This window comes from Vibrio sp. A2-1 (genome assembly GCF_021728355.1).
GTDB lineage: Bacteria > Pseudomonadota > Gammaproteobacteria > Enterobacterales > Vibrionaceae > Vibrio > Vibrio splendidus_K.
The window spans coordinates 138,513-153,252 of sequence record NZ_JAKKCO010000001.1; the positions used below are offsets into that span (position 1 = coordinate 138,513).

The 14,740-nt window shown below is 42.9% G+C and carries 9 protein-coding genes; 5 read left to right on the forward strand and 4 right to left on the reverse strand.

Annotation, left to right across the window (positions count from 1 at the left end; translation table 11 throughout):
- The first annotated feature begins 158 nt into the window (after positions 1-158).
- Positions 159-845, forward strand: a complete 687-nt coding sequence (locus L3V33_RS00655) for a MaoC family dehydratase (RefSeq protein ID WP_237288712.1) — start codon at positions 159-161, stop codon at positions 843-845.
- Positions 846-1,004: 159 nt separating this feature from the next.
- On the opposite strand, the gene L3V33_RS00660 is transcribed toward L3V33_RS00655, so the two are convergent.
- Positions 1,005-1,820 carry a phosphate ABC transporter substrate-binding protein gene (locus L3V33_RS00660; RefSeq protein WP_114634903.1) on the reverse strand — a complete coding sequence of 272 codons (816 nt, stop codon included), beginning with the start codon at positions 1,818-1,820 and terminating at the stop codon, positions 1,005-1,007.
- Positions 1,821-2,129: 309 nt separating this feature from the next.
- Between L3V33_RS00660 and L3V33_RS00665 the strand changes: the two genes are divergently transcribed.
- Positions 2,130-2,492, forward strand: coding sequence for a DUF3024 domain-containing protein (locus tag L3V33_RS00665; RefSeq protein ID WP_237288713.1), 363 nt, complete (start codon positions 2,130-2,132; stop codon positions 2,490-2,492).
- A 161-nt stretch (positions 2,493-2,653) separates the two neighbouring features.
- On the opposite strand, the gene L3V33_RS00670 is transcribed toward L3V33_RS00665, so the two are convergent.
- Both L3V33_RS00670 and rnb read right to left on the reverse strand, forming a co-directional pair.
- A complete protein-coding gene (locus L3V33_RS00670) occupies positions 2,654-3,460 on the reverse strand; it encodes an AraC family transcriptional regulator (protein WP_237288714.1) in 807 nt (268 codons plus the stop codon).
- Positions 3,461-3,649: 189 nt separating this feature from the next.
- Positions 3,650-5,656: an exoribonuclease II gene (gene rnb / locus L3V33_RS00675; RefSeq protein ID WP_237288715.1), complete on the reverse strand. Its 2,007-nt coding sequence runs from the start codon at positions 5,654-5,656 to the stop codon at positions 3,650-3,652.
- Between the two features lie 309 nt (positions 5,657-5,965).
- Here rnb and L3V33_RS00680 point away from each other — a divergent pair, with 309 nt between their 5' ends.
- The 3 genes from L3V33_RS00680 to L3V33_RS00690 all read left to right on the forward strand — a co-directional run bounded on the left by L3V33_RS00680 (position 5,966) and on the right by L3V33_RS00690 (position 12,576).
- Complete coding sequence (locus L3V33_RS00680; protein WP_017081949.1) at positions 5,966-8,059, forward strand: DEAD/DEAH box helicase; 2,094 nt, start codon at positions 5,966-5,968, stop codon at positions 8,057-8,059.
- 765 nt (positions 8,060-8,824) lie between these two features.
- Entirely contained in the window at positions 8,825-10,018 is a 1,194-nt protein-coding gene (locus L3V33_RS00685) for an acetate/propionate family kinase (RefSeq protein ID WP_054545715.1), read from the forward strand.
- Positions 10,019-10,839: 821 nt separating this feature from the next.
- The gene (locus tag L3V33_RS00690; RefSeq protein WP_237288716.1) at positions 10,840-12,576 is read left to right on the forward strand and encodes an amidohydrolase; all 1,737 of its coding nucleotides are present in this window, start codon (positions 10,840-10,842) and stop codon (positions 12,574-12,576) included.
- 497 nt (positions 12,577-13,073) lie between these two features.
- Here L3V33_RS00690 and L3V33_RS00695 read toward each other — a convergent pair whose 3' ends face one another.
- On the reverse strand, positions 13,074-14,714 hold the full coding sequence (locus tag L3V33_RS00695) for an MFS transporter (RefSeq protein WP_237288717.1): 1,641 nt from the start codon (positions 14,712-14,714) through the stop codon (positions 13,074-13,076).
- Between the last annotated feature and the right edge of the window lie 26 nt (positions 14,715-14,740).

A 14,740-nucleotide genomic window follows, 5' to 3' on the forward strand; every position in this document is an offset into this window, starting at 1 on the left:
GTTTTGTAATAAAATGATGTTTTATTATTAAGTGTCTGTTTACTATGGAAATAACAGTGTTCAGCTAACGAGTGTATGCTCGAAAACATTTGCACAATAGTGTGAAGTGTTTCAAAATTAACTAGTTATATTGAAATTTTTTGTGCATTGAGGTTCTCATGAAAGTCATTGATTTATTTAAACACCGAGGCGATAGCGTGTCTTCGCAACACTCAGAGTTTATGCAATGGATGTCTCCAGCTCTTAGAGATTACTGGGGTGACTTTCTGAATCGTACGCAAAATAGCCATTTCTTTGCTTGGGTTCGTGATCACCACAAACCTGCTGTAAATGAAGATGCACCAGAGATGCCAATAGAACAGCCACTCGTATTAACGCGAGAAGCACAGCTTGTGTTTGATGAGCTTAATCAGCAGATCGGTGAAGTTATTCATACTGGCGACTGGATCAATGTTAGTCAAGACCGTATCAACCAGTTCGGCCTTGTTACTGAAGATATGCAATGGATCCATACTGAACCTTCTAAGGCTGAAACAGATTCTCCGTTCAAAACAACCATCGCACATGGTTTTTTGACTTTGTCTCTGCTTCCTAGACTGACTGACAGTGTTGATCCTGATAAGTCTCAATTCCCAACAGCGAAGCTGGTTGTAAACATTGGTCTCAACCAAGTACGTTTCCCATATCCTGTAAAATCGGGCAGTAACGTTCGTGCTAAAAGTACGCTAACAAAAGTAACGCCAATTAAGAAAGGCCTAGAGATTGAACGCGAAATTCGCGTAGAAATCGAAGGTATTCGTCGTCCTGGCGCTGTGATTGTTTCGGTCATCCAACTTCACTTCTAGAGCTTTTTTGTAAGTGGAACTGCTTTAAGCGAAGATTATAGATTCGAAAAAAAAGAGAGAGCTTAAGGCTCTCTCTTTTTGTTTGTGTCTATCAAGGCGATATCATCAGCATCCTAATAACAGCACTAAAAGTAGTTATCTTACTCCATTCGTGAATAGCTACTTAATACGTGTGTAGCCGTACTCTTCGATAAGATCTTGCCCTTGCTGTGACTTCACGAACTTGATGAAATCTTTGCTCTCGTCAGAAACTGATTCAGTTTTGTGTAGCAACAAGAACGGGCGAGCCAATTCATAGCTGTGGTTAGCAATGTTCTTTGATGTTGGCTCTATGCCTTCAAAGGTAATGGCTTTAATCGAACGGTCGATAGAACCAACAGAGATAAATCCAATCGCGTGTGGGTTATGGTTAACAATCGTTTTAACCATGCTGTTGCTGTTTACAACCAAGTTGTTTGGGTTGATGTCAGAAACCAGACGGTCGTTAATGATTTTTGTTAAACCAAGCAAGCTTTCGAAGCTGTAGCGTGAACCAGAAGAAGCTTCACGAGTTACAACTGCGATAGGCTGATCCGCACCACCCACGGCTTTCCAGTTTGTGATTTTTCCTTTATAGATATCGAATAACTGTTCACGTGTAACGTTGCTTACACCGTTTGAACGGTTAGTTACGACTGCTAGGCCGTCAAAGGCAATTGGAAATACCTTCAATTTTTCGTCCTGTTCGCGGTCAGTTAAGTAACGCGAGCTCATACCAATATCAGCGACACCTTTATTAACCATGGTAATACCCGCTGTAGAACCGATGCCCTGAACCGCAATGTAGTTATCAGGGTGAGTCTTGTTGTACTCCTCTGCTAAAACATCCATCACTCGTGATACAGAAGTGGAGCCCGAAATATTGGTTTCTTGTGCTAAAGCAGCTTGAGAAGACAGGGCTAAGGATAAAAGAGAGGCAAGCGCGACTCGTAACATAAACAACTCCTAGTTAATAACATTTGCTGGCTATGATAGGTCGGTTATATGACACTTTTGTGAAATTCTATACGGATACGTTATAGCCGTTAGTCTGGTTAGTGAAAGACAGTGTGGCTGCCAAAATGGCACTGGTTAATGAAATTTAGACGGCTTTGCCCTTTTAGAATGTGTTTACTGAAGAAGGATTCGTTTCTGGGAGCAGGGCGGGTATTTTGTTTGCACTTGTTCGCTAAAATGATCGTTGAGTCCTAAGCTAAGTAGAGGAATTCACTACTTAGAAGTTTCTATGAAGTTACAAGGGGTGTTATGTCCGTTATTCATATAGAACTGAATCGTCTTTTAATTGGAGCAGAGAGGCTCTGTACTTCACGAAATCGTAGTTTACCTGTAGAGCTAGGAAAATCCCTTTATGAAGAGTGTGAGGGTGGTGTACTGTTTTCTCAGGCGCATTATCTACTCGACTCATCTCATAGTGATTATACCAACGAGATCGCCTGCGTTACCTTTGATGAGTCGTTATCTTGCTGGTTGGTGATGGTGCCACTTGAAGGTAATGCGGAAACCGACTCTGTAAATTGGGGACCTTACCCTTATCTTCCTCAATCCAAGGATCTTGATGCTATTTTGGCTGAAATAGAAAAAGACCCTAAATCTTACTTCTGGTCGTGACCATTTTACTTAGGCGTTCGCTGGTGGTTTGATACCAAAAACGAACGACCTTCGTAAATTCCAATCAACACATTTCAGATTTATACTTTTACCTGCACCTGCCCCCGTACTTTCTAAGACTGTTCAACCAATAAGACAGTACAGCCAATAATATTATGCAACTAATAAGACTGTGCAACCAAAGAGCGGAAGTCTTTTGGAGTCTTGCCATGATAGGTTTTAAAGGCTGTACTGAAGTGTGCCGCGCTTTTAAATCCAGATTCATAAGCGATTTGAGTAATAGATTTATTCGATGTTCTGAGCTGTGTTGCTGCGTGGGCGATTCGTTTTATCTTTAATAGATTTGAAAAGGAAAGGTCTTCAGCCGATAAACGGCGCTTAAGTGTGGCTGGTGACATCCCCATATAGCTGGCTAGGGTATCGAGTGAGATATTATTCTCAATGTTCTGTTCAATGTAATGAATGACCTTTTGCGTCACGGTTAACCTTGACGCTCGGGCAATAATAACTAGTAGAGCAGGGTGCTGCTCCACCATTAGAGAGAGCAAACCTAAACCTAATTGAGTGAGTGCGTAGTCATTCTGAGTCGATGAATGAACGAGCGACATGATGAGCTCTTTCAATTGGCATATTTCGGTATCAGTTTGATTAAACTTAATGTATTTATCTGGGACTCGTGTGGGTTCTAAATCGCTGAACTGATTAATGAACTTCTGAAAAATAGCTAAATCAAAATCTACACAGGTTGCGCTGAATTCGCCATTCTCAGTGTCAACGGTGATGTCTTTAATCTGACCAGAATTGTAAAGAGTAAAATCTCCGGCTTGCAATGAGGCTTCAGTCCCATCAGGTAGCACGAAAGAAATACTGCCTTTAGAAACGATGAAAATACCGTTTTTAGAGGCGGGGTAACGTTCCCGTTTCCTGGGAATGAAGTTTCTGTATTGAGTAACTGTGATTGATGACATAGTGCGCTTCTTTGACGTTGTAAACTGATTGCTTATTGATTATTTTTTTTAAGTATTGTTTAAGCATGAGACATTTACAAAAAAGGCGCTAATAATTAGCGCCTTTAGAAGTGAACCTTTGAAGCTTTTGACCTTGAAAGATCTAAACCTTGCAAGTCCTAACCTTGAAAGCCGTAACCGTTAAAGCTCTTAAGCTTCGGCTTCGTTTGTCGTTTCAGGCTCGCTAGGCAAGTCCGCAAATACTTGAGTAGGTTTTGCTACTAAGTTACGGTTTTCCTGATTAACTTCGAAGAGAACTACTTCTAAAACGTCTCCCAGTTTGTATACCATTTCTTTATCGATAGATACAGTACCCATATCACCGTTGCACTCTATTCTCTCTTTATTATCAATAATGAGAGAACCAGGGATAAATGCAGCTGCACCATTCTCAAGCAGACGCACACGCATACCAGCACGGTTAATGTCGAAGATCTCTGCTTGGAAGCGAGTCTCTTCTACAGGAGCGTTTGCTAGAGTGCGAGCGTACAACCAATCGCCAACATTGCGCTCAGCCATACCGTGGTGACGGCGGTGCAGGGCAAGTTCATCACCAATAGTTTCGTCTGGTGTTTGAATTGGCGCTTTACCTAAGATGTGTGCTTTAAGCATACGGTGGTTAATCATGTCGCCGTATTTACGAATTGGGGAAGTCCACGTCGCGTAAATGTCTAAACCCATAGCGTAGTGTGGCGCAGGTTCATTGCTGATCTCGCTGTACGCTTGGAATTTACGAATACGGTTGTCGTAGTAGCTGTTGTCTAGAGAGCCTAACCAACGACGCAGAGTAGCAAAACCTTCCAGAGAAACGATCTGCTCTTCTGTAAACGGTGTTTCTGCTTCTGGGTTAACCAGTTCTAGAACGTCTGTTAATTTCTCAGCTTTAAAACCAGAGTGACAGTTAAAGACACCTTGGTTGAAGCTCTCTTTTAATACTCGACCTGCACAGATGTTCGCGCTGATCATAGATTCTTCAACCAACTTGTTTGCAGTGCGACGCATGTCTGCGTGGATAGCGACAACATCGTTATCTTCGCTAAGCTCAAAGCGGTAGTCAGGGCGATCTGGGAACACTACAGCGTTTGTTGAGCGCCATGCTGAACGTGCTTGTGCAAATTGGTGAAGGTCAGAAACAATCGCAGCGATCTCTTCTGATGGTTGCCATTTGTCTGATGTACCGGTTTCTAGCCAGTCTGATACGTGGTCGTAAGCAAGACGAGCATGAGATTTGATGTTCGCAGCGAAGAAGTTAATGTCATCACCGATAACACCCTCTTTAGATACTGTCACTGTGCAGCAAAGTGCCGGGCGAACTTCGTTTTCTATTAGTGAGCATAAGTTATCAGCTAGATCACGAGGTAACATAGGAATGTTACGACCTGGAAGGTAAATAGTGAAACCGCGCTCACGAGCCACTTTATCCATCGCATCATCTGGAGAGATGTAAGCGGTAGGATCAGCAATCGCAATAGTTAGCTCAAAATCACCGTTCTCTTTCTTTTTAGCGTAAAGCGCATCGTCCATATCTTTTGTGCTTTCGCCATCGATAGTCACAAAAGGGACGTGAGTCATGTCGATACGTTCAAGATCAGCGTCGTCTTTGATCTGCCAGTCGTCGATGCCTTCAGGTTCGCTGTTTGGTAGGTCGTTTTGTGCAAGCGTTACCCACCAAGGTGCGATCTTGTCGTCAGCATCTGTGATTTTTTCAGATATTTGAGCCAAGAAGCCGTTGTCACCTTTTAACGGGTGTTGAATGATATGAGCAACAACCCAGTCGCCTTCTTTTAGCGTTTCAGGGTTTAGCCCCTTTTTTGCTTTCGCTTTAAGTTGCAGCTTTTTCAGTTGCGGGTGATCTGGAACAACGTTCAAACGACCTTTAAACAACTTCACTCGAGCAATAAAACGAGTAAGGCCTTGTTCAATCAATTCCTCAGGCTCTGCTACTTCGCGATCTTTCTCGGTGCGAATGATGGCAATTACCTTGTCACCGTGTACACATTTCTTCATGTATGGAGGTGGAATGAAGAAGCTGGTCTTGCTATCGACTTCGAGAAAACCAAACCCTTTTTCAGTGGCTTTGATTGTACCTTCCTTTTTAGGGAGGGTTTCTTGGATTTGCTGTTTGAGTTGAGCGAGTAGAGGATTATCTTGAAACATTTTGACTTTTATCTATCGAGGACAATTGAGCACACTATAATCATTGCGAGGCTTGATTACTACTTAAAGGCGAAGTGAGCGTTAATTAATTGCCCTCTTATTTAACTAGGTCAATTTGCTAGAAGATGGGTGCTGTGACGAGATATTCATCAAGTTTTGACGATATGATAACCAGTATTGATGTAAAAGCGAAAAATATGTGATGTATTTCAATTTTTTCTGGATTTTTTTATGCATTTAGGGAATAATCCGCCTCCCTTAGACGTCCCTAATGGCTTGAAGTGTTTTATTACTGCTTCGTAACTCTGAATGGAATCAGTATCTGATTGGATCAGTATTGGAATTGATAGAGCTCCCGGGACCTTTTGTTTACTTATATATAGTGGGATCCCAATGTCCGAATCTGTAATTCAATTTAATGAATTAGCCCTTAACGATAACATTCTTTCAGCTCTTGATAGCATGGGTTTCGTTTCTCCGACTCCAATCCAAGCAGCAGCTATTCCTCTTCTTCTTGAAGGCCGTGACGCACTAGGTAAAGCACAGACTGGTACTGGTAAAACAGCAGCATTCTCTCTGCCTTTACTTAACAAAATCAACCTGAACCAACACAAACCACAAGCAATCATCATGGCTCCTACTCGTGAGCTAGCGATTCAAGTTGCTGCGGAAATCAAAAACTTAGGTCGTGACATCAACGGTCTTAAAGTTCTTGAAATCTACGGTGGTGCTTCAATTGTTGACCAAATGCGTGCTCTAAGCCGCGGTGCTCACATTGTTGTTGGTACTCCAGGTCGTGTTAAAGACTTACTAACTCGTGACCGTCTACACCTAGATGAAGCGCATACATTTGTTCTTGATGAAGCAGATGAAATGCTAAAAATGGGTTTCGTAGATGACGTTACTTGGATCCTTGAGCAAGCTCCAGAATCTGCACAACGTGTACTTTTCTCTGCAACTATGCCTCCAATGGTTAAGACTATTGTTGACCGTTACCTACGTAACCCTGCACGAGTTGACGTTGCTGGTACTAACCACACAGTTGACAAAGTAGCGCAGAATTACTGGGTTGTTAAAGGTGTAGAGAAAGACGAAGCAATGTCTCGTCTTCTTGAAACTGAAGAAACTGACGCGTCAATCGTATTCGTACGTACTCGTCAAGACACTGAGCGTCTAGCTGACTGGCTATCTGCACGTGGCTTCAAAGCTGCTGCATTACACGGTGATATTCCTCAGTCTCTACGTGAGCGCACTGTTGATCACATCAAACAAGGTGTTATCGATATCCTAGTTGCAACTGACGTTGTAGCACGTGGTCTTGATGTTCCACGTATCACTCACGTATTTAACTACGACATCCCATTCGATGTTGAATCTTACATCCACCGTATTGGCCGTACTGGTCGTGCTGGACGTAAAGGTAAAGCGATCCTACTAGTTCGCACTAACCAAATCCGTATGCTTCGCACAATCGAGCGTGTAACTAAGTCTCAAATGGAAGAAATCCAACTTCCACAACGTGACGAAGTTGCTGCTGCACGTGTTGCTAAGCTTGGTGCTGAGCTTGAAACTGAGAAAGAGAGCAAAGCTCTAGAAAACTTCGCAGGTTTAATCTCTACACTACAAGAGTCTCTAGAAGTTGATGCTGCTACTCTAGCTGCAATGCTTCTTAAGCGTCAGCAAGGTAAGAGCCCACTATTCTACGTTGGCGAAGACCCAATGATCGCTGCTATTGAGCGTGATAAGAACCGTCGCAAAGAGCGTCGTGAAGATCGTGACAATGGCCGTGACGGTGGTGGTCGTAACTTCAATACTCAAGATTGGGATACGTACCAACTACAAGTTGGCCGTGAGCAAGGCGTTCAGGTTAAAGACATCGTTGGCGCACTAGCAAACGAACTAGGCCTAACTAAAGGTTCTATCGGTGCTATCAAGCTAGACCAAGGTTCTACTTACGTTCAACTGCCAAAAGCAATGAACTCTGAAACTGCTGGTAAGCTAAGCAAACTTCGCATTCGTCAAAAAGAAGCTGGCGCTGTAGTTGTTGATTTCAACGACTTCCGTGAGCCTCGTCGTGGCGGCGGCGGTCGTGATGGCAACCGTGGCGGTCGTGATGGCGGTCGTGGCGGTCGTGATGGCGGCGGCTACCGTGGTAACCGTGAAGGCGGTAATCGCGAAGGTGGTAACCGTGAAGGTGGCAATGGCGGTCGTGGTGGCTACCGTGGCAACCGTGACGGCGCACGTGATGGTAACTCTGCAGGTGGTCGTGATGGCGAACGTCGTTTTGACCGTAACCGTGGTGGTGATCACCGTGGTAACCACCGTGGCGAACGTGGCCATGGCAACGCAGCAGCTGGCAATGGCGGCAACCGCGGTCGTCGTCCAGAGCGCAGCGAAGGTTAATCAACCTTTAGTTTAAGTTGAAATTTACAAGCCAAGTGCTTATAGACGAATAGCTTAAACAGTGAAATTAGAAGCCGAGTATTATGCTCGGCTTTTTTGTGCCTGCTATTTTATTCTTTACGCCTGTAGCACGTCCTAAGCCCTGATTAAGATAGTGCCTCGCATCATAAGGCTGCCACAGTGACATGTGCGTAAAGCGCCGTTTAGCGTGTCTAGTCTAGAGGTATGGGAGTCGAGCGATGTCTAGCAAAAGAAATGCACAGCTATAATGAAAAATGAAAATGGATTTTGAAGTAAGATCTATTCAACCTTTCGATCCAAATAAGTGATCTCTTTATAGTGCTGAGGCGAAGTTAAACGCCTTAAAGTCTATTAGCGGGTATTGGCAACCAACAGCTCTATATTTAAGTGTCGTGCTGTATTTTTTAAGTCGCAGCGTAGAACGCCAGCTTGTTTTTTTGCTTTATGGGCTTAATTTATGAATTGGACTCTTGGATAAGATTTCAATCCTAGATGACTTTGCTCTCAATGTGGTTTGTATGAACCTATCAGTTTCATAACTGCATTTACTTCATCTAATTCAACTATTTTTTAATTTTCGTTCTCGAAAGAAATGAATTGATGACTAAGATCAACTTAATTGTGTTCATTTGGTGGTTTTTGCAAAACAAAAGTTGAAAGATTCAAAAATTATTGAATAATAGACTTAACTAAAATTGAAGCGCAAACTTCACTAAATTCGTACTGAAACAGGATCCATATCCAATGTCTAATTCGTTTGTTCTGGTTATTAACTCGGGTAGTTCTTCCCTTAAATTTGCTGTCATCGATTCTGTTTCTGGTGACGCAGTATTAAGTGGCTTAGGGGAGTGTTTTGGTCTTGAAGATGCTCGTATGAGCTGGAAGCATCAAGGTCAGAAAACAGAAATTGCTATTCAAGGCGAGGGTAACCACCACAAAATTGCCATTGGCAAATTGGTTGGCCTGATGGAAGACTTAGGCTTCACAGCTGATATCGTGGCGATCGGTCACCGTATCGTTCACGGCGGTGAGAAGTTCACTCAAACTGTTCGTATTACTGAAGAAGTAACGAGTGAGATTGAAAGCCTATCTGACTTAGCTCCACTTCATAACCCAGCAGGTGCTATCGGTATCCGTGCTGCAATTGAAGCTTTCCCTTCTTTACCTCAGTTCGCCGTGTTTGATACTGCTTTCCACCAAACAATGCCACAACGTGCATTTACAGGTGCAATTGCAAAAGAGCTATACACAGATTTCGGTGTTCGTCGCTACGGTTTCCACGGTACTAGCCACTACTTCGTTAGCCGTGAAGCTGCGAAAATGGTCAACAAGCCAGTAGAAGAATCGAGCTTCATCTCTGTTCACCTAGGTAACGGCGCTTCTGTATGTGCTATCAAAGATGGTAACAGTGTTGATACATCAATGGGCTTCACACCGCTTTCTGGCCTTATGATGGGCACACGTTGTGGTGACTTAGACCCAGGTATTATCGAATACCTACTTAAGAAAGGCTGGTCACAAGAGCAAGTATTTAACTCTCTAAACAAGGAGTCTGGCTTCCTTGGCGTGTCTGGTCTTACGAGCGATGCTCGTGGCATCTTAGAAGCGATGGAAGAGGGCCATGAAGGCGCTAAGCTTGCATTTGAGGTGTTTACTTACCGCGTATCAAAGTACATTGCTTCTTACCTTGCAACGTTAGATTCTTTAGACGGCATCATCTTCACTGGTGGTATCGGTGAGAACTCTCTACCAATTCGTCGTGAAATCCTAGACAACCTTAAGATTCTTGGTTTCGTTGAAGATGTAGCGGGTAACGAATCGGCTCGCTTTGGTGCAGAAGGCATCATCGGTAAGTCTGAAATGTTAGACGCAGTAGCAATGGTTATCCCAACCAACGAAGAGTTCGTTATTGCTCAACAGTCGGTAGAGCTTCTGTAATCTGAACTGAAGTCTAAGCAAGAAAAAGACAATCAAAAGCGAGCCTAAGTGGCTCGCTTTTTTTTGGACGTTGAAATGTTTTAGTAGCTAATAATGTGCAAACAACATGTGCTCATCTTAAAATTTTTCTTACTAACTGAGCGTTCATTATCTTACTCCTATTGTGTAGTGGGAGAAATAATATGAGTTTATTCGATTGTTATCTGAGGTATGCGATAAAGCGCTTCGTGGCCGAGTGAATGAACGTATTTAGGATAAATTAATGGGTTCATTGTTTGTTGTTCTAAGTTTTTATCAATATTTCATTGCTATTGTTAAGCTTGGCGAATGATTGGTGTTGGCGAACTACTAAATGGTTTCATTCAACGATATCTAGGTTAACAAATAAAAATGATAATAGATAAGAAATTGTTTTACAGCGTGGATTGTCAATAAAAGACGGTTAAATAAGCCTTATAAAGTCTGCATTACTAATAAATAAGGAATGCAGTGATGAGTGTTTATTTTAAATTGTTCGTTGTCATTATATTGGGGACACTATTGAGTTTGTTGATTTTCCCTGAGCTCTCTTCCTTTTCTTTTACGCCTGATGTTGAACATCACTATCCAATGGGCAGTTTCGAAGTTCATGCTTTTTTTGATCAGCATTGGCATTCCTTATAGTTAAAAATCCATATAAATCATCGTCTTTATCTTTTTTTATATCGAAATTTTATTTCATAATTTTATTTCATTTTAAAATTCTCGAAACGAAAGACAGGTTAAGGCAAGTTGAAGAGGAACAAAAATTACAATGAACCCTACACATCTGGAGTTTAACTATGACAACTAAAACAGCTCTTAAGCCTGGTATTCAATACAACGTCGAAACTGTCCTTTACACAGGCAACTTTATTACTATGAATGAAGAGCTTCCAAAGGCAGCAGCGACCATTGTACAAGATGGGAAAATACTATTCGCAGGTACTAAAGATCAGGCTGAAACATTTTTAACCGATAAAAGCTTAGAATATAGCTTAGATACTCAGTTCGAAGGCAAAACAATTGTGCCAGGTTTTATTGAAGCGCATATGCATCCACTGATTGCAGCATTGTTTACAGGTATGTTTGAATATGGCGGACAATACGACCGTCTAGGTGTAGAAGGTAAGTTACTAAAGGGGTGTGCAACTGCTGAAACATTAAAAGCGCACTTACAAGATCTTAAAAAAGAGCACGACAAGGCAGGTAAAACAGGAGAATGGATCAATCTTTGGGGCTTAGACCCACTGTTGATGACTGATGGGACCATTGTGAATCGTGATTTCTTGGATTCTGTTATTGATGACTCTCCGGTGTTTTTTATGCACGCAAGCTGCCACTTAGCAGGACTCAATACATTAGCGCTTGAAATGTCAGGGTTCAGCTTGGACGACAATGCTGAATTTGTATTACGTGAAAATGGTCGATTGACAGGCGATATTGCCGAAATGAAAGACATCTACCGTGCACTCGATGTTGGAGCATTTAACTACGGAACTGACCCGGCCGTGATCGGAAAGACCTTGATCGATTACGCGAATATTGCCCACTCATTGGGTGTGACTACAGTCTCGGATTGTGGCATGGGCTTGCCGTCGAATCCATATCCGCTTTACCAAGCATTGAGTACCAACCCAGCGTTTAAGCTTCGTATTACGGCTTACCCTTTGGTAGGGCCTTTCAATTTGGAAGACGTAAACACCATGAAGCAGAACGATACAGACAGGCTTTGTATCGGTAGCGTGAAGTATGTGAATACCGATGGCTCAATTCAAGGTTTCACTGCGAATCTGTTAGACGGCCAAACTTATTATAATGGCAAGCCGAGTACCTCGCTGACTCGCGACGTAGAAGAGATCTACGAGTCTGCTTTGCCGTTCCATAAAGCGGGCTACAACATCTCGTTCCACTGTAACGGTAATGGCACCACAGAAAAACTGCTAAATATTATCGAACGCATGCAGAAAGACACACCAATGCCAGAAGCTCGTCACTGCTTAGAACATAACCAAATGGTGACTGATGAGCAAATGGACAGAATGGTCAAGTTAGGTGTGTGTCACAACTTGTTTGGTACTCATATTCCGGTTTGGGGTGACGTACACGCAACACAAACCGTTGGGCCTGAGTATGTCAATCGATTAAACCCGTTCCAAACTTCGGCGAAAAAAGGCATCCCGTTCTCTATTCACTGTGATGATGGCGTAACGCAGGTTAACCCGTTGTTTATGATGTGGGGTGCAATGAATCGTAAGTGCATTTTCTCAGGTAACGTGTATGGAGAAGAAGAGTGCCTAACCGCTGAGCAAGCTCTGCACGCTGTTACACTTGGTGCAGCTTATCTAATGGGGCACGAAGACAGTAAAGGCTCGATTTGTGCTGGGAAATTGGCTGATTTTGCTGTGCTAGACGCAAACCCACTAGAGACGCCAAAACAAGAGATTAAAGATATACGAGTACATGCCACGGTGTTAGGTGGCGATGTTTCAGTACACAAAAATGCAACAACGTCAGTGAAAGAACCAGAAATGGCTTAATCATATAAATACAACTTTCACATCAACTCAAAGAGCACGTAAGTGCTCTTTTTTTGTGTCTATAGAAAGCCCTTAAAAGTATTCACTATAACGTGAGGGTTTCACGGTACCTTTTAAAACATGCTGTAAGAAGCCGCTTCAGAGCCAGCATTGGTGGCAAGCAATATAACCAAGGTCTGTAATGGCAGATATTAGCGCCGCTATGGATTACTTATAAGTGGACAAGAATACAGCTGAAACCCTAAATCTAAATTTTCGATTAACGAGCTGAGGGTTATAGAACGCCATTATTCACAAATGTATTTTCTAAAGTTGGATGAGTTGCCAATGGAGAGGGGAATGTCGAGAGAAACAATATTAGGGCGTTGATACTGGACTATCGTTTTCACAGTGTTTAAGGCGCTTTAATCGATGAGTGGAGTTGTCTCTAAAGGCTTGATAGCTGATGACCTGAGGAGCAAAACTTAAAAAGCCAACCCGTTAAGGTTGACCTTTCACTAGATTTTTAGAGAGTGTTTGAGAGTGGGGGGACGAGGCTGAAGCTTCGGTGGACCGATTCGAGAGCTGATATATCCACCGAGGAGTGAAATCGACACCAGAACCATCATCGCTAAGTTGAAACCAAAAACGCGAGCGTTTGCATTTTCATTTAATAGATATTCAGCTTGATGGTTATCTAACTGATAATTTTTAATCAATGTGTTAACACGGCTATCATCAACATAGGGTACATGAGAAAGTTGGTTCAAATCCGAAACGAAATCTTGAGGGTAGTAGGTCGCGATCTCATGGTTAGAGCGAATGTTGTGGTCCATTGCACCTTGGTTTAATCCGCCAAATAGACTGATACCTAATACCAAACCAATGTTTCTTACCGTTGCTTGTAAGCCACCAGATTGCTCCGCATCTCTTTCACCTAAGGCGCTTGTAATGATGACGGGACATTGGGAAGCCAAAATACCCATCGCAGCCCCTAGCAACGCCATGCCCAAATAGAAAGGGGCTAATATTTGCTGGCTTTGGCTCGATAATATCAATGTTAACCCGGCGAAAAACATTGTGATGAAAGCAATTTGGCAGAGTTTTTTCTGTGATTGCTGTTTAAATATGATTGGAGTCGCCACTGATAGAACAATCATACAGGCAGAGAACAGAAGAATAATGCTACCAGAGTGAGCAGAAGAGAGCGAGATGGCGACTTGCAAGTAAGTGACGGTGACAAAGCTACTTCCGCCTAGTGCGATGTACATCAGTGAGAGTACGATAAATCCCGTTCTTGACGCACTATTTTTGAACCAGCTAAATGGTAAAAGCGCAAAGCCGTGCTTCCGTTCAAACCTAATTTGCTGAATAACAAACAGCGTAAATAGCAAAACGCCTAGGCCGAGCAAAAGCAGAGCAGGGCTTAATGGGTAAATTACGTTCAGCCAGTAGGGAACCTTTGCGCCGTTTAAGACTGTGAATACGCCCCAATAAGGCATCTTAATTAGCCCTAGAAAAACAGCGACCGTGCTTACTGCACCGAGTATTGCACCAACAACATCGAACTTAGTCGGGCTGTTAGTATGAATAGGACGAATAGCAAAGATGGCCGCCATTAAGCTTGAGAAATAGCACACTGCAATAATAACGAAAGACCAATACCAATCGGTGTTGTCGTGCAGCCAACCGCTCAACAAAGGGATGATGGCTGCTGCTAATCCGGTGGCGGCGGCCATAAAGCCGAATCCAACAGCGCGATTTTTCCCCGGGAAATGCGCAACCACAAGCGCCAGAACAGCGGGAAGTATGAGCGCAGAGGCAATGCCTGCAAGAGGGCGGACTAAAAGGGATATGGTGGTTATATCATCGATTGCGATAAAACCAAGTGTGGAAATAAAGCCGATGCTTGTGCCAAGGATCAATAATCGTCGCCAACCAATAATCAAACCGAAAATGCTTGCAGAAAGCATCAAAGCCGCGCCAACAAGTGGTTGAACACTGCTTAGAAACTGGATGTTCGAAATGTCTGTTTGAAAAACATTAACCAGTGCGGAGGTGGAGATAGACAGGTTGGCGACATCTGCCGAGAGTGTGAATTGTGCTAAGCAGAGCGCGATGAGTAACCAAGTTGTTTTGCTATCGTTTTTCTTATCCATAAAATCTCATTAGGTGATTGAAATTA

Bases quoted from the DNA above. Each gene is read 5' to 3' on its own strand.
- L3V33_RS00655 (WP_237288712.1), top strand. From the start codon at position 159: ATGAAAGTCATTGATTTATTTAAACACCGAGGCGATAGCGTGTCTTCG.
- L3V33_RS00660 (WP_114634903.1), bottom strand. From the start codon at position 1,820: ATGTTACGAGTCGCGCTTGCCTCTCTTTTATCCTTAGCCCTGTCTTCT.
- L3V33_RS00665 (WP_237288713.1), top strand. From the start codon at position 2,130: ATGTCCGTTATTCATATAGAACTGAATCGTCTTTTAATTGGAGCAGAG.
- L3V33_RS00670 (WP_237288714.1), bottom strand. From the start codon at position 3,460: ATGTCATCAATCACAGTTACTCAATACAGAAACTTCATTCCCAGGAAA.
- rnb (WP_237288715.1), bottom strand. From the start codon at position 5,656: ATGTTTCAAGATAATCCTCTACTCGCTCAACTCAAACAGCAAATCCAA.
- L3V33_RS00680 (WP_017081949.1), top strand. From the start codon at position 5,966: ATGGAATCAGTATCTGATTGGATCAGTATTGGAATTGATAGAGCTCCC.
- L3V33_RS00685 (WP_054545715.1), top strand. From the start codon at position 8,825: ATGTCTAATTCGTTTGTTCTGGTTATTAACTCGGGTAGTTCTTCCCTT.
- L3V33_RS00690 (WP_237288716.1), top strand. From the start codon at position 10,840: ATGACAACTAAAACAGCTCTTAAGCCTGGTATTCAATACAACGTCGAA.
- L3V33_RS00695 (WP_237288717.1), bottom strand. From the start codon at position 14,714: ATGGATAAGAAAAACGATAGCAAAACAACTTGGTTACTCATCGCGCTC.